The following is a 19,614-nucleotide window of genomic DNA, read 5'->3' on the forward strand; positions in this document are numbered from 1 at the left end:
CCCTTTCCGCATGCCCAGCCTTCCAAGCCCTACGCAGCCCGCCACCATCACGATCGCGCCCCTGGAGGTGCGGTCTGCCAGCCTTGCCGAGCAGGCCTACGAAAGGCTGCGCACGCTCATCCTCGACCGGCAGATCTCTGCCGGCAGTCCCTTGCAGGAGGCCCGGCTTGCGGACGACCTGCGCATCTCGCGCACACCGATGCGCGAGGCGCTGGTGCGGCTGGCGGGCGAGGGCTTGCTGGTGCGGCGCGATGCACGCTCCTATGCGGTGCGCGCGCTGGGCACCAAGGAATACTTCGACTGCATGCGCGCTCGCGAAGTCATCGAATGCGAAGCGATCTCGCTGGCGGTCGGCAAGATCACCGACGCGGAGGTCGACGCGCTGGAAGCAGACATCCAGTCGCTCAATGCCGGCGAGCACAGCGAGACCGAGCACTGGCATTTCGACGACCGGTTCCACCTGCTCATTGCCAGAGCCAGCGGCAACGTGGTGTTTCCGCGCCTGGTGGAAGAGCTGCGCGTCAACGCCCGGCTGTTCCGCCTGCACAGTCCGCTACACCGGCAGCCGGAAAACCACGACGAGCATGGCGCGATCATCCGCGCCCTGCGTGCAAGGGATGCGGAAAGCGCCCGCGTGGCCATGCGCGATCACTTGCGAAGCCTGCAGGAAGACGTCAAGCGCGCGCTGACCGAGTAGCACGGCGTGCGGACGGCTGAGCGTCAGTCCTGGCGCAAGCGCAGCTTGGAGGCCTGGGCCCCTTCGGGGCAAGGGCCGTCGGAGTATTCGGCCTCGCCCGAGGGCGTGAGGCACTTGCTCACCTCCACGGTCTTTACCTGCTTCACGACCGCTGGCTGCTGCGGGGCATCGGCAATGGCCAGCGCATAGGTCCGCACGGGCCGCGCCGGCTGCACCGGCGCTTGGCGGGCGGGCTCGGCCATCGCGGGCGGCGGCCGCACCTCCACGCGCGCCGGCATCACGGCAACAGGCACCGGGGCGCGCGCGGCACTCTCGCGGACCAAATCCTGCAGCGTCACGTAGAACAGGAACATGGCGAGCAGCGCCACCGCCAGGCACGGCGCCCAGTAGCGTTCGGGCCCGGCGACCGAGCCAGCGCGAGGGGTCAGCGACGCGGCCATGCCCAGCCTCCTGCCTGCAATGCGCCCGCCAGCTTGGCGATGCCCCCGGTTCCGCTGGCTGCGCGCCCGATCAGCGCGCCGCCCGCCGCGCCGACCACGAGGCGCGCCAGGAACGAGCGGCTGCGGCCCGCCGCCAGCAGCAGCAACACGCCCGCACCCAGAGGGCAAGCCAGGATAAGGCCAGTTTTGGCTCATAAGCCCTCAGGTTGTTTGGACCAAACCTTTTATGCGATTTTCGCCGCTCAATCGCGAGACTGAAGGCTCTCCAACGGTTCGATCAGTTTCACCCACCCTTGCAGCGTAGAGATCGTTTGCAGAATCTCTGCAGTTGCATCGAAGGCCAGCTCCGGCAGACTTTCCTGGCTCGTGGAGACCGACAGCCCTGCGCCATTGATCACAGCGTGGGCCATGCCGTGCAGCCGCAGCAGGATGTCTCGAAGGCCATCCTGCCCTCGCGCACGCCCAACAATCTTGTCCAGTTCCTCGACCGCACTCAGCAGTGCTGTCGTGTCGTAGCTAGTCTGCGCACGCGTCAGCGCAGCCCGGTCCAGCCGGCCGTAGGCCGTGACGATGGTGAGGTCCAGATCGCTCATGCGCCAGCTCCTTTCTGGTTGGCGCGCTGCGCCTCCGCGGCCGCAGCTCGCGCGCGCTTGGCCGCCTCCCGAAACTGCGACTCCTTGACCCAAGGCTCCGGCGGCCGTTTCAGGTCGAGGTGGTAGTTGCCGAAACGCTTGATGCCCGAAGTCATGTACGGACTCAGGTATTCGACGTCAGCGGCGGAAACCGGCTCCCCGTCGGCGTACATCTCCTGCAGCACCCGCATCATGTCGACCGTGTTCTGCAAGATCACCGACGACGCTACCAGGTCGATGAAGCGAACCCGCTTCTGCTGCTCGTTGGGGTCGTTCTCGTTGATCACGTCACCGCCGAAGTCCAGCCATTTTGTGAATGCGTGGTACGACTCGATCTTGTTCGTCGTGGCGCTCACCTCCTGGCGCATCTCCTTGCTGGAAATCCAGCGCAACAAATAGACGGTGCGCAGCACGCGGCCGAGTTCGCGCGCCGCGGCAAAGAGCCGGTTATGCCGTCCTTCCTGGCTGAGCTTGCGTAGCAGCATCGGCGAGGCGATCCGTCCGGCCTGGATCGAGATGGACACCTGCATGAGATCTCGCCAGTGGTCCCGGATCAGCTTCCAGTCCACCACGTCAGTGAACAAGCGATCGACATGACGGTAGCGTGTGCCCTTCTCGGGTCGGTAGAAGCGCAGGTCCTTCCAGTTCCGGATGCGGGGCATTAGTTGGATGCCCGCCAGGTGTGTGAAGGCGAAAACAGTTTCCGATTGCCCATGGGTGTCCGAATACACCGTATCGGCCTGCACGCTCAGACCGGCCTTCATCAGGCCCTCAATGACATAGACCGCTTCGAGTACCCCTGGTGGTATGAAATGGCGAAACACCGCGATGTAGTTGTCGGCCACATGCCGATAAGCCACCGCACCCATGCGCCGGTACCGGAAATGCATGCCCACCAGCAGGTTCTGGTCGTAGAAATCGTGCTGTGTGCCGTCGGCCGCCACCTTCTTGCCCTCACCCCACAGCTTGGGCAATTCGAGCCGCAAGTACAACTCGGTCAGATCGCGGCAGGCGTTGTCCAACTGGTCCAGGCTCATGTGCCGCTGGTTGGCATAGGACAGCTGATGCGGCGTCACACCGTTTGACAGGTGGCGCGCGGCCTGGTTGGGTCCGAGGTTGCAGCCCATCGCGAACACGGTCAGCAAGTAGCGCTCGCGTGCGTTGCGCAGTTTGGGATCGTCGCCTGACTGGGGACCGAAATTGCGAGTGAATCCGGTCCAGTGCTCGATGTTGGCCAGAACATCCAGCAGGTTGCGCGGCACCGTGCGATTCTCGATGGCTGCATGCAAAGCGATGGCCGACGCCGGCACTTCGCGTGCGGCGACACGCCGCAGGGTCGGCTCGCCAGTGCTGCCGATCACCACGTCGCCCGCATGCTGTGGGAACTCTTCGTCGACTTTTTCGGCGGTCTGGGTGAGCAGTTGCTTGAGACCGTCGACGAAATCATCCGCCGCGGTCGGTATGCCGATCCGGTCGCAGTACGTCGGCAGGAGCGCTTCGCACTCCTTCCAGGGCAACAGCTGCGCGCGATAGTCGGCAAAGGATTCCGAGCCTTCAATGCACACATCGCCTGAGCGAAGATCACCGCTCAGATAGCTGAACACGCACACCTCCAGGTAACGCCGGTTCGTCGGATGGCCCAGGCCATGCGAACGGCGCACCAGCTTGCGCCAGCGCTCGGAGGCAAACGACAGCGTCAGGTCGTCTGCGATCCACTCGACCTTGCGGTGTTCGTTGGCCAGCACAACCTCCAGGGCATCGAGCAGATTGCGGTCCTGGGTGGCGGCTTGGAAGCGCAGCGCCTTCGCCATGCGGAACATCGCCGCGCGCCAACTGCTGAAGGCCTTCCAGATCAACGGCAGGTGGTTGCCGCCGCTCCACACGCGGATGGCCTCGCAGTCCGTCCTCAACTGGTCCAGGTTACCGTGCGGAGCGAGCAGATCGCGCACGCGCTGGCCGGTACTCGCGTCGTCCAGGTTTTCGGCGAGGATCTCCAGCACCTGCTCCAGCGTGGCGACCAACTCCTCGCTCAGTTCGCGCTGGCGCGCCTGGATCACCTGCAGTTCCTCCTTGGCGCACTTGTGGATGGCTCCAATGCGGCGAATGAACATTTCGGCCACGTCATCGCGAGCCCTCACGCGCATCTGACGGATCAATGCCAGGATCAGTGTGTAGCGCTTGGCTGGCAGCAAATCCTTCATGTCGCCCGCATCGAGCGCCGATGCCATGTCGGCCATGTGCTTGAGCTTGGTCGCTGGCACGCCGTCGAGCAGCGCATCGCTGTCGGGCAAGGACTCGAGCCAGGTCAACTGGTCCAGCAGCAGATCGAGATGCTTGCGCGAGGCCTTTTTCGCGGACCTCTTGATCTGGTTGTACAGCGTGCGTCGGGCAGGCAGTTCGGCGGCCAGCAACCGATCCAGCCAGTTTCGCTGGGCCAGGGTCAGGCGCTGGTTGATTCGCTTGTGCAAGGCAGCCTCGGCAGCCGAATGCGCCTGCTCGGCGATTTCGTCGAGTGTGCGAAACACCGGTAGTTCGTAGCCCAGCCGCACCAACTCCTCGATCGTGATGTTGATGATGTCGACGCGGGTTTCCACGATGCTGGCGGCCTGTTGGGCAGCCTGGATCGTCAGCTTCCGTGTCTGCCCATCGGTATAGGGCCTGACACCGAGCAGTTCGCGAATCGCCTTGTGATGACGATACAGCGTGGCCAGCGACGCGAACTCGATCCTCTCGGTCGGCGCCGTGCCCAAGGTGGCTGAAACATGCTCGACGAGCTCGACAGGAACGGTTTCGAGCGCCGGAAAGTGACGCAGGAACTCAAAGCATTTGAGCAGCACGAGCAAAGCCAGGCGACGTTCCGCGGTTCGCGAATGCCGCTGCGCCCATTCAATTTCCTCGGGCCTCGGAGTGAACGACGCCTGCAAATCTTTGAGCGTCAACGTCCGAGGAAATCGAGGGTAAGCCGTACGTTCAATGCTCGCCATGGCACAAAACCTCCGCTGGTCAGGGTCGACCTGGACACGCAGCGTAGCCGATGACAGCTCGTGTGCGCAGCGCGTCAGAGAGGGATGCCATCTCCGGCGACGTCGATTAGATCGGGCGGCACCTCATTGACCAGACCATGCCACGAACCACAACCAGAGCCACGCCGCGATCACCGACAGCACGAAAGCGAGCATCAAAGCCGCGGATGCGCGGCCAGCCCGCTGCGCGAAGACCCAGATCGCAACAACCAATGCGATGCCCCGCCAGGTGCGTGGCTTGCCTTCGCCGCGCCGCATCCAGTCGTCCGCCTTGACACGGCATTCAGCCAGCAGGTCATTGGGAAGCAGCCGGATCGTCAGCCAGATCAAACCGGGCGGCACGAGCGCATCGTCGATATACCCCAGCACCGGGATGAAGTCCGGAATCAGGTCGATCGGACTGAGCGCATAAGCGACGACAAAGGCCGCCATCAGCTTGGGCAGCCACGACGTGCCCGGGTGACGGCGCGCGGGACCACGGGGGCATGGCATCGCGCTTGACGCGACGGGCCCACAGGCGAACGTCTTGCGGGATCGACAAAAGAGGACTTCTTGCCTGTGACGGCTGTTCGAAGGTGATTATTGCTGTGCGCGGGCCGCCCCAGCGTCGGCGTTTCGATCGGCCACCGTGCTCGTGCGCAGGCGCAACGAATTGGCAATGACGCTGACCGACGACAACGCCATCGCTGCTGCTGCGATCACCGGTGACAAAAGGATGCCGAAAAACGGGTAGAGCACGCCAGCGGCCAACGGGATCCCAGCCGCGTTGTAGACAAAGGCAAAGAACAGGTTGGCCCTGATGTTCTTCATCGTCGCCTGCGAGAGTCGACGGGCGCGCACGATGCCCAGGAGGTCACCGTGCAAGAGCGTCACGCCCGCACTTTCCATGGCCACGTCCGTGCCAGTTCCCATCGCAATACCGACGTCCGCTGCAGCCAGTGCAGGCGCATCGTTGACGCCGTCGCCTGCCATGGCCACGACGCCGCCTTGCGCCTTCAGCCGTTGAACCACCGAGGCCTTGTCCTGCGGCAGCACGTTCGCGATGACTTCGTCAATCCCGAGCTGCCGACCCACGGCCTGCGCCGTGGTCTTGCCATCACCGGTGAGCATGACGACGCGAATGCCTTCGCTGCGCAACGCCGAGATCGCCTGCTGCGTATTTACCTTGATCGGGTCGGCAATGGCAACGAGACCTGCCATCCGGCCGTCGATGCCCACAAAGATGACCGTTGCTGCCTGGGCGCGAAATCCTTCCGCCGCCGCACTCAAGGCGGCGGCGTCGATGCCGTTTTCGTTCAGGAACTGCTCGTTTCCCGACACCACCCGCATCCCGTCCACCGTTCCCACCACGCCCCTGCCGGCAGGAGAGTCGAATTCGGTGACTGGCGCCAGCTGCAACTGACGCGCCTGCGCATCGGCCACGATGGCAGCGGCCAGCGGGTGTTCGCTGGCACGCTCCACACTGGCGAGCTTCTGGAGCACAGTGGCGGCATCGAAGCCCGGCGCCGGCTCGATGTGCACCACCTTTGGCCGCCCCTCGGTCAGGGTGCCGGTCTTGTCGAGCACCAGTGTGTCCACCTTTTCCATACGCTCCAGCGCCTCGGCATCGCGGATCAGGACGCCATGCTGGGCGCCTTTTCCGACGCCGACCATGATGGACATCGGGGTAGCCAATCCCAAGGCACAGGGGCACGCGATGATGAGGACGGCGACCGCTGAAACGAGCGCATACGACAAGGCCGGGCTGGGGCCCCAGATGAGCCAGGCAACGAAGGCCGCGAGCGCGACGGCGATGACGAGCGGCACGAACCAACCAGCGACCTGGTCGGCCATGCGTTGGATCGGCGCGCGACTGCGCTGCGCCGACGCGACCATGTGGACGATCTGCGCGAGCAAGGTGTCCGCTCCCACTTTCTCGGCACGCATGACGAAGCCGCCGGTCTGGTTCATGGTTCCCGCTGTGACCTTGGCGCCCGGCGCCTTGACGACGGGGATGGGTTCACCAGTGACCATCGATTCGTCGACCGTCGCCTTGCCTTCCACCACTTCGCCGTCCACAGGTACTTTTTCGCCGGGACGAACCCGCAGGTGCTCGCCCACGCCAATGGCGTCGAGGTCGACGGTCTCGTCGGAGCCATCGCTCTTGACGCGCAGGGCCGTCTTCGGTGCCAGATCGAGCAGCGCGCGTATCGCGCCGGATGTTTTTTCCCGCGCGCGCAACTCCAGGACCTGTCCCAGGAGAACCAGCACCGTGATCACCGCGGCCGCTTCGAAATAGATCGCGACGGCCCCGCCTGCGGCACGCAGCTGCGCCGGGAACAAATTCGGCGCCACCGTCCCGACAACACTGTAGGCCCATGCGACGCCGACGCCCAGGGCGATGAGGCTGAACATGTTGAGGCTGCGGTTCTTCACCGAAGCCCAGCCTCGCACGAAGAGCGGCCAGCCGGCCCACACAACCACGGGTGTGCCGAAGAGCAATTGCAGCCAGTTGGATGCTTGCGGGCTCAGCAGGCGGTGCAGGTCGACGAGGTGCCCGCCCATCTCGAGCACCACCACCGGCAGACTGAGCGCCAGGCCGATCCAGAACCTGCGGCTCATGTCCTGCAACTCTGCACTGTCTCCGGGTGCCGCCGTCGCAACAACCGGCTCCAGGGACATGCCACAAATCGGGCAGCTCCCGGGCCCTACCTGCCGCACCTGCGGATGCATGGGGCATGTGTACTCGACGCTCGCATCGACGCCGGACTTCATTGCAACATCGGCGGATGCGTGGGAATGCGGCTTCATGGCAGGACAGCTCCTTCTTTCTTCGGGCAGTTTGAACCCTCCCATCATGTAAAGGTCAAGCAATCCCCACACGCTTGACCTTGGCACCGTGGCAAGGTTTACGGTATGTGCCGTGGCAACAAGCTTTCATGAAGGCTGCGATGGTGCGCAACAAATTCGAGATCTGCCGCTGCTCTCTGGAGCAGGAAGTGCTGCGGCTCTACCAACGGGCCGTGGCCGAACGGCGCTGGGAAATTGCCGAGCCGCTGATGTGCGCGCTGGAACAGTTGGCCCAGGCCGACCCGGCCTGTGAAGCGGCGCTCGACCAGGCGTACCTGTGCGTGAACCCGTCCAATATGGACCGAGTGCGTTGAAATTGACATCATGGCCCGGCCAAGGACTCGATCCGCCTTCGCCAGCCGATGGACCTTTTTCAGCGTAGCCATAGATCAAGGTGTCGCAAACCTTTGATGAGCAGGATTTAGCGCTTGAAGCGCCAGTTTTTTCTCTTTCCATTTGTGCGACGGGGCCTTTTTCGCTTGCCGGCGACGGTTCGTCGCCGGCTATGCCAGAACACAACCAACACCAACACCACAACGGAAAGACCCCAGAGGATAAAGATGGTGTTCACCACTTCCAAGGGAACCCAGCGCCCGAGCATATACATGATCGATTCCCCGGCTACCGCATGTCCATTCGTCCTGTCGCATTCGGTTCTTTAACTTCATGCGAGGACTGCGCCACCGATCGCGCGTGAATGCATGATCGGAATTCGTGGTTAGGTCTTGTCCGACCTGGGCTCGTCCAGGGGGGAATTTGCTGCTTTGCCTTTGACGTCCTTGGCACGCTCTTCCCCGGTCGTGCAATTCATGCTCTTCATCATGAAAATCATTGCAATCGGGCAGACGAGAAACAACAAGAATGGGGCGGCGGCCAGAATGAACGCATGGGATGTGGGCAGCACGACGTACACCGCGGCCAGCGCAATTCCTAGCCCAACGGCAATCTTGATCAATGTTTTCGAATCGCAGTTCATAACCAAATCCTTTGAATTGAAGTGCCGCAGCGAGATGGATCCTGCCATCTCGCTGATTGGCGGTCGCCTACGTTGGTCAAACCGGCAAGCTGCCGGTTCCGAAGAGATAGCCCCTTGGGACGACTCACCGAGATTCCTGGGGAGTGCCGCCTTGCGTCGAATCCCGATGAGGGCGTGCCTCGCGCGCCGCTTTCCGGCTTTCGCCGGCCATTTCGGACTTGCTCGTCACTCTCACGCCGGAGCCTTGCCCAACGGCCGTGCTGCCATCTTTGATTCGAACAACTCCTGCAGGCTTGGCGTTCTTCCTGGCCTCGGCCACGGCTTGCGGCTTGGTGTTGGTCGGTGGGACTGCTTCCTGCGACTGGCTTTGCGCATAGGCGCCGGACAGCAGCAGCGTCGTTGCCCCGAGGGCGAACAGGATTTTTTTCATTTCAGGCTCCTCAAGAGTTATGAGACGTGACGCCTAGGGCGGTTGGCTTCATCGCGTGCCTTTGGCTTGATCACGGTTCAAACTTTAGAAAGCAAGGCGCGTCAACACTCTGACCATCGCATGACGATCTCGTCATCTGCAGGTGGCGTTGAACGGGGCGCTTCGTTTCGATTCATCGCGCCTTGCGCGGGCAGGTTTGCAAGTCCCTGCGGATCTTCCGTGCGCGCTGTGGACACGCGATCTGCAAAGCTCGGATTCTGTCGCCCAGCGCCAGCCATCCGGTTGTGGGCGATGTCACGGCAGAACCGCCACAGCACTACGCTCGGCCTGACCAGCCCGCTACTTAATCGGCCATACGCTGGGCATGCTGCGCTGGGCAGACGCGAGCATCCGGGACAAACCTGGGACACGCATGGTGTCGGCCCCCACCTTCTGGGCCCGCATTACAAAGTTGCCGGTCTAATCAGGCCTTGAGTCATCGTCCCAGTACTCCCTTGCCCGAACGGGGAAAGTAGAGTGTGAAGCGCGTTTCACCTTGGATATTGCTGGCGGCCGCGACCTGCCCGCCATGGAGGCTCATGATTGCTTTGACGATGGCTAACCCGAGCCCAGTGCCGCCCAGATCTCTGGCGCGGGAGCTGTCCACGCGGTAAAAGCGATCGAAGAGTCGTTCCAGGTGCTGAGGCGCGATCGGATCTCCCTGATTGACCACCTCCAGCGCCGCATGACGTTCGTCGGTGTATGACAGTGTCACTTTCACCGGCGTTCCCTTCGCGCCGTGACGCACCGCATTCGAAAGCAAGTTGGTGATGGCTCTTTGCACAAGGCCTCCGTCCGCGGGAACGACGGCGCTGCCCTCCACCGAAATCTTGATGTCACGTTCGTCGGCCATCAACTGCAGAAATTCGGCCACGGTGCGCGCTTGGTCTGCCAGATCGATATCGCGCTGCTCCACGGCGGCTTGCGCATGGTCGGCCTGCGCCAGAAACATCATGTCGGACACTAGTCGACTGAGGCGCTGCAGTTCGTCGACATTGCTTTCAAGCAGGTCGGTCAATTGCTCGGCTGTACGCGGCTGCGAGAGCCCGACCTGCGTGCGCCCCAACAGCGTCGCCAACGGGGTGCGCAGCTCATGGGCCAGATCTTCCGAGAACTCCGACAACCGGCGCACGCCGTCATCCAAACGCTCCAGCATCGCGTTGAAGGCCACACCAAGGTCTTGCAGTTCGCTTGGCAGACCCTTCGAGTCGATTCGCGCCGAGAGGTTGCGCGCGGTGATGTCGGCAGTGGCCTTCTGGAATCGCCGCAACGGCTGCAAACCCCAAACGGCGATCGCCAACGCGCTGACGATCACCAGCGCAAGGCCGAATGGCGCCGCCGTCGCCGAGGTGAGCAGAAGGCTGCGCAGCAATCTCTGGTCGTCGCTGCGATCGACAGTGGCGACGATCTCGTAGGCTTCGCCGTTCTGGAGTTGTACAGCCCCTGCCTGCGACAGCATCAGGGCACCGCTGGCGTTCGCGCGCCATTCCAGGAAGGCGTCCGTCCCCCACGTGTCGTCCTTCAGTCGGCTCAGGGATTCGTTGGCTTCGCGGCTGAACGCGACGATGGGCGCCGTCGCCCCTTGCCGAGCGATCGCCAGATGCAATTCGGCGTGCCCGGTCACGAGATCGACGAGCTCGAAGGCCTTGGCGCGAATGGCGGCCTCATCCGGCATGTCGCCGATCAATTGGCGCGCTTGATCCACCTTGTCGCGCAGCACAGCACGGCGTTGTGCCGCGAATTCCTGCTGCATCGTGAGATAGGAAAACCACAGAACACCCGCACCTTGCAGCAGGCCCAGGAGACCGACCCAGAGTGCCAGCCGTATGGACAAGCTCTTCAGCTTCATGACCGGAGCTCGAACACGTACCCCACGCCCCGCACGGTGTGGATCAGCTTGGTCTCGAACGGGTCGTCAATCTTGAGACGCAACCGACGCACCGCCACGTCCACGACGTTGGTGTCGGAATCGAAATTGATATCCCATACCAGCGAGGCGATCTGTGTTCTGGACAGCACTTCGCCGCTCCTGCGCACGAACAACACCAGCAACGCGAATTCCTTGGCCGAAAGATCGATGCGCTGGCCGGCCCGGGTTGCGCGATGCTTGACCGAATCGACCTCGAGATCGGCGATGCGCAGCACATCGTCGGAGGCGACCTTGGCACCGCGCTTGAGCAGCGCGCGGATCCGCGCAAGCAACTCCGGGAACTGGAACGGCTTGACCAGGTAGTCGTCGGCGCCGAGCTCGAACCCCTTGACCTTGTCGTCGACCTTGGATCGGGCCGTGAGCATCAGCACGGGCGTCTGCTTCGACGTTCGCAGCGCGGACAACACCGCAAAGCCGTCGATACCGGGCAACATCACGTCCAAGACCACCAAGTCGTGGTCGCCGTTCATGGCGGCATGCAGTCCGTCGCTTCCGTTGGTCGCGATCTCCGCCGTGAAGCCGCTCTCTGTCAGGCCCTGCTTCAGGTACGCAGCCGCACTCGCTTCGTCTTCGATCAACAGGATTTTCATTTCCTTGAACCTTTTGCAGCCCCCAGAGGTTGCTTGCTCGCATTACAAAAACGTCATCAACTCATCAGATTCTGGTGCCTGGCCGGTTTTCACAATCTCCCCATCACGACGCACCCCTATATCTTGCGGAACGCGTGAGGCCGTCAGTCTCCGCTGACGATTTGAATGACCAATGACGAGGGCACGAACATGTCAAACCAACTTTTTGCTTCTATTCTGGCTGCAGCGCTGTCGCTGGGAGCTGCCGTTTCCTTTGCAGCACCTCCTGCCGTGGCCCCTGATACTGGAGCGCCGAATCAGGCCACGCCAGCCAACGCCGAAGGCGGCAAAACTCATTATTGGATGCATCCGAGGCTCGGTTTGGTGAAGGTCGATGCCACCGGCCGTATGCTGAGCGGACGCTCGGCTGCGAGTGACGCAGCACAAGCAGCCGCTCAATCCGGGCATCCTTCGACCCGTGTGCGTCGCGTCGAAACGCCTGCGAATCCCGAAAAGAGCCTGTAGGTCTACGCTTCGGCGCATGGCTTGATCGCTTGGCGCCTCGTAGTTGAGTGGCTGACTGGTGGCGCGCGCCCGCAAGGAAGAAATGGGCGGCGCGCCGCTGACTCGATCGTCTTGCCTATTTCACGGCCGTGACGACATACTTGCCGTCCTCCTGCACGAATTCGAGCTGGACCTTCTTGCCGACGACCAGCTTGTCCATCAGCATCTTGTCCTTGACCACGAATCCCATCGTCATCGCCGGCCAGTTCAACGATTTGATCGGCTCATGCGCCACGTTGACCACCTGGCCCTTGGGATCGACGCTCTTCACCTCCCCCATGGCCATGTGGGTGACTTGAGCGGTGCTTGCCGACTTCTTGGGCATGTTCATGTCTTTCATGTTGGACATGTCCATGCCTTTCATGTCGTCCATCTTCTGCTGCGCCAAAACGGTTGCGGGCAGCAGCGCTGCGACGATGAGGGAAGCGAATGCGATTTTCTTCATAGGAACTCCTGGGTAATCGATTGATGGGTAAATTGGGTAATGCGTGCAGGTGTGGCCGCCATTCGGCGGCATTTGGATAGAGATGGGGCGTTCTCCTTATTTGTGATTCATCATCATTTCGTGGCACTTGGCCATCATTTCCTTGTCCATCCAGCTCGTGTTCATGTCGGGCAGGCCAGCACAGGCAGTGTGAGTGCTACGCAAAGCATGGCGGCAAGCGCTGTGCGTGAGGTGTTCATTGGGTTTCCTTTCATTGATAGGACTGGTAGATCGTGGCGCTCTCGTCTCGATGAACGAGCAGCACCTTGAACGGATCTCGCCGTCCGCGGTACGCCGGACCGTCCATGCCCGGCGATCCGCGCGGCATGCCGACAACCGCCAAGCCGATGGCGTCGGGGCGCTCCAGCAACAGCCGCTGGATTTCCCTGAAGGGAACATGCCCTTCCAACACATAGCCGTCGGTGCTGGCGGTGTGGCATGCGCGATATTTCAGAGGTATCCCAAGGCGCGCATGCGCCTCCTTGTTGCCAACGTCGTGCACCGTCACGTTAAAACCCGCGCTCTCCAGGTGCTTGACCCAAGCCTCACAACAAAGACAGCCACGTCCTTTCCAGACGTCGACAACCCGCGAAGCTGCCCTGGCCCATGTCGGGACGGCCAGGGCGATCGCGGTCGCCGCCAAGAAGCGTCGGCGAGGCGGGCTCATTGCACGGGTCCCTTGGAGGTTGCGGCCAGGCAGTCCTTCACTTCGGCTGCAAAGCGCTGCTTGCGAAGCTTGTTTTCGTACGGCGTTGTTTGCGGGCGCGGGCCGTGATCGAGCGGCAATACGAGGCGTTTCTCGGCGCACTGCTCGGCCGTCGCTGGTGCCGCAGCCTTGGTGTCGCCTTGCACCCCCGCGCTGGTGCATGCGCCCAGAACCGTGCCCAGCGCGACAGCGCCGGCAGAAAACATGAGTAGCTTCGGCGCAATCCGACCACCCGCATTCCAGCGGTGACGCAAAGATGAAATCGTCTTCATGTTTGACTCCTTTTGATAAATCGAATGGTGTCGTTCGATACCTCGTCGTTCATCGCATACGCCTGCCACGACGCCTTCTCCAGCGGCTCGGAGCTGGCGCGGAACCCGTCGCCGGCGTCTTCACCGGCCGCGCTTCGCCCGCGTGCGCCATGGCTAGCTGACCTGCGCCTGAGAAAAACGCCAAGAGCAGGAACTTGCAGGTGCCGCCGACGACGCGCCAATGACCGTGAGACTCATTCGGCATCGCGTCGCCTCCCAAAGCGCGATCTCCCTGCGCGTTTCTCACGCGTCTTTCGCATCAGCAGGTAGGCCGCCGGAATCACGAACATGGACAGCAACGGCGCAGTCACCATGCCGCCGACCATCGGGGCGGCGATGCGCCGCATCACCTCCGAGCCCGTGCCCGAACCCCACATGATCGGAAACAGGCCCGCCAGGATCACTGCAACGGTCATCGCCTTCGGGCGCACGCGCAGCACCGCACCTTCGCGAATTGCATCCAGCAGGTCGTCGTTGCTGATCGTGCCGTGGATGACCCGTTCATCCCAGGCGTGCTTGAGGTACAACAGCATGATCACGCCGAACTCGGCGGAGACGCCGGCCAAGGCGATGAAGCCGACCGCGCCGGCCACCGACAGGTTGTAGCTGAGCAGATACAGCAGCCAGATGCCGCCCACCAGCGCAAACGGCAGCGTGGCCATGATCAGGAGCGCTTCATCGAAGCGCTTGAAGGTTAGGTACAGCAACACGAAAATGATGAGCAGCGTGAACGGCACGACCACCTTCAGCTTGGCGGTGGCGCGCTCGAGGAACTCGAACTGTCCCGACCATGAAACCGAATACCCCGGAGGCACCTTGACCTGCTCGGCGACGGCACGCTGCATGTCTTTCACCGCGGACCGCAGGTCGCGGCCGCGGATGTCTACGTAGATCCAGCCCGACAGGCGCGAGTTTTCGCTCTTGAGCATCGGCGGGCCGTCGACAACCTCGACCTTAGCGATATCGGACAGCACGATGCGGGCGCCGCGGTCGGTCACGATGGGAAGCTGACGTACCCGCTCGACCGAGTCGCGAACCTCGCGCGGGTAGCGCACGTTGATCGGGAAGCGGGACAAGCCCTCGACCGTCTCGCCGACGTTCTCGCCGCCGATCGCCGATGCCACGATCGACTGCACGTCGGCGACATTCATACCGAAGCGCGCCGCAGCGTCGCGATCGATCTTGATGTCGACATAGCGGCCGCCGGACAGGCGCTCGGCCAGCGCGGACGACACCCCGGGCACGTTCTTGACCACGCGTTCGATCTCTGCGGTCACCCGGTCGATCTCGGCCAGGTCGGTGCCCGCGACCTTGACGCCCACCGGGCTCTTGATGCCGGTGGCGAGCATGTCGATACGGTTGCGGATCGGCGGCACCCAGATGTTGGACAGGCCCGGCACCTTGACGATGCGGTCGAGCTCCTCGACCAACTTGTCCTGGGTCATGCCCGCGCGCCACTGATCGCGCGGCTTGAACTGGATGGTGGTCTCGAACATCTCCAGCGGCGCGGGGTCGGTGGCCGACTCGGCACGGCCGGCCTTGCCAAACACGGTGGCGACTTCCGGCACAGTTTTGATCAGGCGGTCGGTCTGTTGTAACAACTGGGAGGCCTTGCCCGCCGAGAGTCCCGGCAGCGCCGAGGGCATGTACAGGAGATCGCCTTCGTCCAACGGCGGCATGAATTCGCCGCCGATGTGCTGCAAGGGCCACAGGCTGGCCACCAAAAGCACAGCGGCCACGCCAATTGTGAGCTTCGGCACTTTCAGCGCCGCATTCAAGAGCGGGCGGTAAACAGCAATCAGGAAGCGATTGAGCGGGTTCCTGTTCTCGTCCGGAATCTTGCCGCGGATCAGGTAGCCCATGAGGACGGGGATCAGTGTTGCGGATAGCCCTGCAGCCGCAGCCATCGCGTATGTCTTCGTGAATGCCAGCGGCGAGAACAAGCGGCCTTCTTGCGCCTCCAGCGTGAACACCGGAATGAACGACAGCGTGATGATCAGCAGCGAGAAGAACAGGGCCGGGCCGACTTCGGCCGCCGAGTCGCCGATCACCCGCCAGTGCTCCTCCCCCTTGAGGGCCTCATCGGGATGGGCGTGATTCCATTTCTCGATGTGCTTGTGCGCGTTCTCGATCATCACCACCGCCGCGTCGACCATCGCGCCGATCGCGATCGCGATGCCCCCCAGGGACATGATGTTCGCGTTCACCCCCTGGTACCGCATCACGATGAAGGCGGCCAAGATGCCAATGGGCAGCGAGACAATGGCGACGAAGGCCGAGCGCAAGTGAAACAGGAAAATGAAGCACACCACCGCGACAACGATGAACTCTTCGATCAATTTGTGCGAGAGGTTTTCGATGGCACGCTCGATCAGATTCGATCGATCGTAGGTCGGCACGATTTGCACGCCCTTGGGCAGGCTAGACTGCAGGCTATTGAGCTTGGCCTTCACCGCTTCGATCGTTTCCATCGCGTTCTTGCCCGAGCGCATGACGATGACGCCCCCGGCAACTTCGCCATCGCCGTCGAGCTCGGCAATGCCGCGTCGCATCTCGGGACCCATCTGGATGCGGGCTACGTCGCCCAGGCGCACGGAGACGCCTGCGTCGGTGGTCATGAGTGGGATCTTGCGAAAGTCCTCGAGAGTTTTCAGATACCCGGAGGACCGGACCATGTACTCGGCCTCGCCCATCTCGAGCACCGAGCCTCCGCTTTCCTGGTTGGCCTTCTGGATCGCCTCCACCACCTTGCTGTGCGTCAGGTTATAGCCGCGCAACCTGTCTGGGTCGAGCACGACCTGGTACTGCTTGACCATGCCCCCGATCGAGGCAACCTCGGCCACGTTGGCAACAGTCTTCAGTTCGTATTTCAGGAACCAATCCTGCAGCGCCCGCAGCTGCGCCAGGTCGTGGTTGCCGCTGCGATCCACCAGCGCATAGGAGTAAACCCAGCCCACTCCGGTGGCATCAGGCCCGAGGGCTGCCTTTGCGCTCGGCGGCAGGCGCGATTGCACCTGGTTCAGATACTCCAAGACCCTGGAGCGCGCCCAGTAGAGGTCGGTGCCATCCTCGAACAGCACATAGACGAACGAGTCGCCGAAGAACGAAAAGCCACGGACCGTCTTCGCCCCCGGGACCGACAGCATCGTCGTGGTCAGGGGATAGGTGATCTGGTTCTCGACAATTTGCGGAGCCTGCCCGGGATAGCTCGTGCGAATGATGACCTGCACGTCCGAGAGGTCGGGCAGCGCATCGAGCGGCGTGCGCATCACGGAATACACGCCCCAGGCGCTGACCATCACGGTGGCCAGCAGCACCAGGAACCGGTTGACGATCGACCAGCGAATCAGCTTGGCGATCATTGCTTCTTCTCCATCGATCCCATCGGCACCGTGTCCTTCACGCCGGGCACGGGCGCCGGCGCGGACATCGCTTGTGCGCCGGCAGGTTCGATCCGCGTCAGCACCGGCAGGCCTTCCTTGTTCATCTTGAACGCGAAATTCACGGTCTGCCCCGGTTTAAGGCTCTCCGGAAGGCCACCGGCCGGCTTGCCGAAGTCCATCGTCATCGCATTCCACTGCATCGAGGGGATGGGTTCATGCGACAGGGAAACGGCGTCCTTGCCGATCGATTCGATCCTGGCTTTGCCGGTGTGCTCGCCACCTGCTGGGGGCGCGCCGCCTCCGGCGGGGGCAGCCCCAGCGGGCTGGCGCGCATCTTCCATGCGTGTGGCGGTACCCCTGAGGCTTGCCTCGGAGTCAATCAGGAACTGGCCGGAGATGACCACCTTTTGACCGACTTCGAGGCCCCGCTTGATTTCAGTCTGGCCGTTGAACTCATTGCCGATATCGACGTCCACCGGTCTGAATTTCCCATCGCCCTCGGCCACCATCACCACCATGCGTCGGCCGGTCTGAATGATCGCTTCTGTCGGAACCATGAGCCCCTGTTCAACATTGGCGTTCAGCGCAACGCTCACGAACATGCCCGGCGAAAGTTGACCCTGTGGGTTGCCCAGTTCGACGCGGGCTTTGATGGTGCGGGTGGCTTGGTTGACCTCCGGCAGGATCGCCTGCACCCGCCCCCTGAACACCTTCCCGGGGATCGCAGGAGAACGCGCTTCCACGGTGGTTCCCGGGCGCAGCAGGGCCGACTGGCCTTCCGGCACGTCGGCGTTCGCCCACACTGTCGAAAGACCGTTGATCCGGAAGAGCGTGGCGCCTGGCATGACGGTCATGCCTTCGCGTGCGGTCAATTCGACGAGCACCCCGCTGGTGGGCGCGACGAGCGTGATGCGGGGTTGAACTCGGCCAGCGCGCTCGATGAGGCGTATCTGGTCCTCGGTCATGCCCACTTGGCGCATGCGCTGACGCGCGCCGTCGACGAGCACGGCCAGATCGGTCCCCTGCATGCGGCGTACAGAGAGGAATTCTTCCTGCGCAGCAATCCAGTCCGGCACGTAGAGTTCAGCAAGCGGCTGACCTTTGCTCACAGGATCCAGCGTGGCGCGAACGAACAATTTCTCGACGTAGCCCGTGGAGCGCGCTTGAACAAAGGCTTGGTCTCGTTCGTTGAATGCGATGCTTCCGGCGGCTTCCACGCGCGGCGTCATTTCGCCGCGCGCAACCTCGGCGGTTCGAATGCCAAGATTCTGTTGCACGCGAGGACTCACAGCGACGCTGCCCGAATCGCCGGACTCATCGGCATAGACAGGCACCAGCTGCATGTCCATGAAGGGCGACTTGCCCGGCTTGTCGAACTTCTGGCCCGGCACCATCGGGTCGTGCCAATACAGCACTTTCCGCCCAGTGGCTGGGTCCACCTTGTCGCCTGGAGCGCTCGACGCAGCCGCTACCGGCGCTGCCGACCCGTTGTTGCCGCCGTGGCGCTTGCCGAGCGTGTAGAGCCCATAGCCACTGAGGGCAAGCGCACTCGTGGCGATCAGTCCGAGTACAAGAGGGTTGAGTTTCATAAGGCTTTTCTCCGGTATTCTGGGCTTCAAGGACGCGTGGCAGCCTGCGCGTGGCCTTTAGGAATCAGGTAGTTCAATTGCGCCCACAGGCGCCCAGCATCCATCTCGAGACGAATGCGTTCCATGCGGACGTCGATCTCGTTGCGTCGCGCTTCAAGGACCCCATAGAGGGGCGCGGCGCTGCCTCGGTAGGCGGCGATCGCCGCCCGCGTACGTTCTGCGGCCAGGGGAATGAGCGAGTTGTCGTACCGGGCCAGCCGGTCGTGATCGCTTTGCCACTCCTGCAGCATCGCCAGCGCCTCGGACACATGGCTGCGCGTCGCCTCTTCGCGTTCAGCACGCATGCGCTCGACCATGGCCAGCTTGGATGCCAGTTCGCGGTCTTGCCGGTTTGCCTGGTCCCACTGCAAGGGCACCGACAGGTTCACGGACAGCATGTTGGAATACGCCGAGCCGCGCTGGCTGTACATGAGCTCCACCGTCCAGTCCGCTTTCTTGTTGGCGCGGGCAATCTCAGCCTCGGCCTGTGCCGTTTCCTCCTGCTTGAGCATCAGCTGGATCTGCGGATGGTGCGCCAGGCGCGTCTCCAGGTCCTGAGGGGCAAGAGGAACTTGATCGATCCTCGGCATGCCCCCCAAGGGCAATGCAGCCGGCGCACCGACCCAGCGCGCGAGCGCGGTGGTGGCCGTCGCGATCTGGCGCTCGGCCTGGACGATCCGGTCTTCGATCTGCGCCACTGCCGTGCGGGCCGCAAAGACGTCCGCCTGATTCCCCTTGCCTCCGCGGTACGCGGCATCGGCGGCCTCGATCTGCAGCCTGGCTTCGTCGCGCTGTTGCACCAACACCTCGCGCATGCGTTCCTGGAAATAGCGGTCCAACCAGGCGGCAGCTGTTCCAGCTTGCAATTTCGTCACTGCCAGGCTCCGACTGTTGATTTCCATCCAGAAGTGACCCACTTGGCCCGGTGATTTCCATCTAAATCTGACCCACGTGATAACCCTAACCTGCTGCT

At 62.8% G+C, this 19,614-nt stretch carries 19 protein-coding genes; 3 read left to right on the forward strand and 16 right to left on the reverse strand.

What is annotated here, in order from left to right:
- Positions 1 to 10: 10 nt before the first annotated feature.
- Entirely contained in the window at positions 11 to 697 is a 687-nt protein-coding gene (locus ACWV14_RS34410) for a GntR family transcriptional regulator (protein WP_454908283.1), read from the forward strand.
- Positions 698 to 720: 23 nt separating this feature from the next.
- On the opposite strand, the gene ACWV14_RS34415 is transcribed toward ACWV14_RS34410, so the two are convergent.
- The 6 genes from ACWV14_RS34415 to ACWV14_RS34440 form a co-directional block, all read right to left on the reverse strand.
- Positions 721 to 1,137 carry a hypothetical protein gene (locus ACWV14_RS34415; protein WP_454908284.1) on the reverse strand — a complete coding sequence of 139 codons (417 nt, stop codon included), beginning with the start codon at positions 1,135 to 1,137 and terminating at the stop codon, positions 721 to 723.
- Positions 1,122 to 1,286 (reverse strand): hypothetical protein, encoded by a 165-nt coding sequence (locus ACWV14_RS34420; protein WP_454908285.1) that lies wholly within the window; start codon positions 1,284 to 1,286, stop codon positions 1,122 to 1,124. Before ACWV14_RS34420 ends, ACWV14_RS34415 begins: the two co-directional genes overlap by 16 nt.
- 93 nt (positions 1,287 to 1,379) lie before the next feature.
- The gene (gene tnpC, locus ACWV14_RS34425; RefSeq protein WP_454902718.1) at positions 1,380 to 1,730 is read right to left on the reverse strand and encodes a Tn3 family transposase post-transcriptional regulator TnpC; all 351 of its coding nucleotides are present in this window, start codon (positions 1,728 to 1,730) and stop codon (positions 1,380 to 1,382) included.
- The gene (locus tag ACWV14_RS34430; protein WP_454902717.1) at positions 1,727 to 4,753 is read right to left on the reverse strand and encodes a Tn3 family transposase; all 3,027 of its coding nucleotides are present in this window, start codon (positions 4,751 to 4,753) and stop codon (positions 1,727 to 1,729) included. Before ACWV14_RS34430 ends, tnpC begins: the two co-directional genes overlap by 4 nt.
- 123 nt (positions 4,754 to 4,876) lie before the next feature.
- Positions 4,877 to 5,224, reverse strand: coding sequence for a YkvA family protein (locus tag ACWV14_RS34435; protein ID WP_454902716.1), 348 nt, complete (start codon positions 5,222 to 5,224; stop codon positions 4,877 to 4,879).
- A 147-nt stretch (positions 5,225 to 5,371) separates the two neighbouring features.
- Positions 5,372 to 7,582 (reverse strand): copper-transporting P-type ATPase, encoded by a 2,211-nt coding sequence (locus tag ACWV14_RS34440; RefSeq protein WP_454902715.1) that lies wholly within the window; start codon positions 7,580 to 7,582, stop codon positions 5,372 to 5,374.
- Positions 7,583 to 7,656: 74 nt separating this feature from the next.
- Between ACWV14_RS34440 and ACWV14_RS34445 the strand changes: the two genes are divergently transcribed.
- Positions 7,657 to 7,935, forward strand: coding sequence for a hypothetical protein (locus ACWV14_RS34445; RefSeq protein ID WP_454914112.1), 279 nt, complete (start codon positions 7,657 to 7,659; stop codon positions 7,933 to 7,935).
- Between the two features lie 404 nt (positions 7,936 to 8,339).
- Here the strand turns inward: ACWV14_RS34445 and ACWV14_RS34450 are convergent, their stop codons facing one another.
- The 4 genes from ACWV14_RS34450 to ACWV14_RS34465 all read right to left on the reverse strand — a co-directional run bounded on the left by ACWV14_RS34450 (position 8,340) and on the right by ACWV14_RS34465 (position 11,586).
- Positions 8,340 to 8,645 (reverse strand): DUF2933 domain-containing protein, encoded by a 306-nt coding sequence (locus tag ACWV14_RS34450; protein ID WP_454902713.1) that lies wholly within the window; start codon positions 8,643 to 8,645, stop codon positions 8,340 to 8,342.
- Between the two features lie 76 nt (positions 8,646 to 8,721).
- Entirely contained in the window at positions 8,722 to 9,027 is a 306-nt protein-coding gene (locus ACWV14_RS34455; protein ID WP_454902712.1) for a cell envelope biogenesis protein TolA, read from the reverse strand.
- A 475-nt stretch (positions 9,028 to 9,502) separates the two neighbouring features.
- The gene (locus ACWV14_RS34460) at positions 9,503 to 10,915 is read right to left on the reverse strand and encodes a heavy metal sensor histidine kinase (RefSeq protein WP_454902711.1); all 1,413 of its coding nucleotides are present in this window, start codon (positions 10,913 to 10,915) and stop codon (positions 9,503 to 9,505) included.
- Entirely contained in the window at positions 10,912 to 11,586 is a 675-nt protein-coding gene (locus tag ACWV14_RS34465; RefSeq protein WP_454902710.1) for a heavy metal response regulator transcription factor, read from the reverse strand. The genes ACWV14_RS34460 and ACWV14_RS34465 overlap by 4 nt, the downstream gene beginning before the upstream one ends.
- A 165-nt stretch (positions 11,587 to 11,751) precedes the next feature.
- Between ACWV14_RS34465 and ACWV14_RS34470 the strand changes: the two genes are divergently transcribed.
- The gene (locus tag ACWV14_RS34470; RefSeq protein ID WP_454914111.1) at positions 11,752 to 12,090 is read left to right on the forward strand and encodes a hypothetical protein; all 339 of its coding nucleotides are present in this window, start codon (positions 11,752 to 11,754) and stop codon (positions 12,088 to 12,090) included.
- Positions 12,091 to 12,205: 115 nt separating this feature from the next.
- Here the strand turns inward: ACWV14_RS34470 and ACWV14_RS34475 are convergent, their stop codons facing one another.
- From ACWV14_RS34475 to ACWV14_RS34500, 6 genes are all read right to left on the reverse strand, one after another.
- Positions 12,206 to 12,574: a copper-binding protein gene (locus tag ACWV14_RS34475; RefSeq protein WP_454902708.1), complete on the reverse strand. Its 369-nt coding sequence runs from the start codon at positions 12,572 to 12,574 to the stop codon at positions 12,206 to 12,208.
- A 250-nt stretch (positions 12,575 to 12,824) separates the two neighbouring features.
- Positions 12,825 to 13,280 carry a DUF411 domain-containing protein gene (locus tag ACWV14_RS34480; RefSeq protein ID WP_454902707.1) on the reverse strand — a complete coding sequence of 152 codons (456 nt, stop codon included), beginning with the start codon at positions 13,278 to 13,280 and terminating at the stop codon, positions 12,825 to 12,827.
- The gene (locus ACWV14_RS34485) at positions 13,277 to 13,591 is read right to left on the reverse strand and encodes a hypothetical protein (RefSeq protein WP_454902706.1); all 315 of its coding nucleotides are present in this window, start codon (positions 13,589 to 13,591) and stop codon (positions 13,277 to 13,279) included. The genes ACWV14_RS34480 and ACWV14_RS34485 overlap by 4 nt, the downstream gene beginning before the upstream one ends.
- Positions 13,592 to 13,824: 233 nt before the next feature.
- Positions 13,825 to 16,992, reverse strand: a complete 3,168-nt coding sequence (locus ACWV14_RS34490; RefSeq protein ID WP_454902705.1) for an efflux RND transporter permease subunit — start codon at positions 16,990 to 16,992, stop codon at positions 13,825 to 13,827.
- Entirely contained in the window at positions 16,989 to 18,602 is a 1,614-nt protein-coding gene (locus ACWV14_RS34495; RefSeq protein WP_454912774.1) for an efflux RND transporter periplasmic adaptor subunit, read from the reverse strand. The genes ACWV14_RS34490 and ACWV14_RS34495 overlap by 4 nt, the downstream gene beginning before the upstream one ends.
- 26 nt (positions 18,603 to 18,628) lie before the next feature.
- Positions 18,629 to 19,543: a TolC family protein gene (locus tag ACWV14_RS34500; RefSeq protein ID WP_455342740.1), complete on the reverse strand. Its 915-nt coding sequence runs from the start codon at positions 19,541 to 19,543 to the stop codon at positions 18,629 to 18,631.
- Positions 19,544 to 19,614: the final 71 nt, after the last annotated feature.

This window comes from Variovorax durovernensis, from assembly GCF_977011995.1.

Excerpts from the sequence above, each read along its gene's own strand:
- ACWV14_RS34410 (WP_454908283.1), top strand. The coding sequence starts at position 11 with ATGCCCAGCCTTCCAAGCCCTACGCAGCCCGCCACCATCACGATCGCG.
- ACWV14_RS34415 (WP_454908284.1), bottom strand. The coding sequence starts at position 1,137 with ATGGCCGCGTCGCTGACCCCTCGCGCTGGCTCGGTCGCCGGGCCCGAA.
- tnpC (WP_454902718.1), bottom strand. The coding sequence starts at position 1,730 with ATGAGCGATCTGGACCTCACCATCGTCACGGCCTACGGCCGGCTGGAC.
- ACWV14_RS34430 (WP_454902717.1), bottom strand. The coding sequence starts at position 4,753 with ATGGCGAGCATTGAACGTACGGCTTACCCTCGATTTCCTCGGACGTTG.
- ACWV14_RS34435 (WP_454902716.1), bottom strand. The coding sequence starts at position 5,224 with ATGGCGGCCTTTGTCGTCGCTTATGCGCTCAGTCCGATCGACCTGATT.
- ACWV14_RS34440 (WP_454902715.1), bottom strand. The coding sequence starts at position 7,582 with ATGAAGCCGCATTCCCACGCATCCGCCGATGTTGCAATGAAGTCCGGC.
- ACWV14_RS34450 (WP_454902713.1), bottom strand. The coding sequence starts at position 8,645 with ATGGCAGGATCCATCTCGCTGCGGCACTTCAATTCAAAGGATTTGGTT.
- ACWV14_RS34455 (WP_454902712.1), bottom strand. The coding sequence starts at position 9,027 with ATGAAAAAAATCCTGTTCGCCCTCGGGGCAACGACGCTGCTGCTGTCC.
- ACWV14_RS34460 (WP_454902711.1), bottom strand. The coding sequence starts at position 10,915 with ATGAAGCTGAAGAGCTTGTCCATACGGCTGGCACTCTGGGTCGGTCTC.
- ACWV14_RS34465 (WP_454902710.1), bottom strand. The coding sequence starts at position 11,586 with ATGAAAATCCTGTTGATCGAAGACGAAGCGAGTGCGGCTGCGTACCTG.
- ACWV14_RS34470 (WP_454914111.1), top strand. The coding sequence starts at position 11,752 with ATGACCAATGACGAGGGCACGAACATGTCAAACCAACTTTTTGCTTCT.
- ACWV14_RS34475 (WP_454902708.1), bottom strand. The coding sequence starts at position 12,574 with ATGAAGAAAATCGCATTCGCTTCCCTCATCGTCGCAGCGCTGCTGCCC.
- ACWV14_RS34480 (WP_454902707.1), bottom strand. The coding sequence starts at position 13,280 with ATGAGCCCGCCTCGCCGACGCTTCTTGGCGGCGACCGCGATCGCCCTG.
- ACWV14_RS34485 (WP_454902706.1), bottom strand. The coding sequence starts at position 13,591 with ATGAAGACGATTTCATCTTTGCGTCACCGCTGGAATGCGGGTGGTCGG.
- ACWV14_RS34490 (WP_454902705.1), bottom strand. The coding sequence starts at position 16,992 with ATGATCGCCAAGCTGATTCGCTGGTCGATCGTCAACCGGTTCCTGGTG.
- ACWV14_RS34495 (WP_454912774.1), bottom strand. The coding sequence starts at position 18,602 with ATGAAACTCAACCCTCTTGTACTCGGACTGATCGCCACGAGTGCGCTT.
- ACWV14_RS34500 (WP_455342740.1), bottom strand. The coding sequence starts at position 19,543 with ATGGAAATCAACAGTCGGAGCCTGGCAGTGACGAAATTGCAAGCTGGA.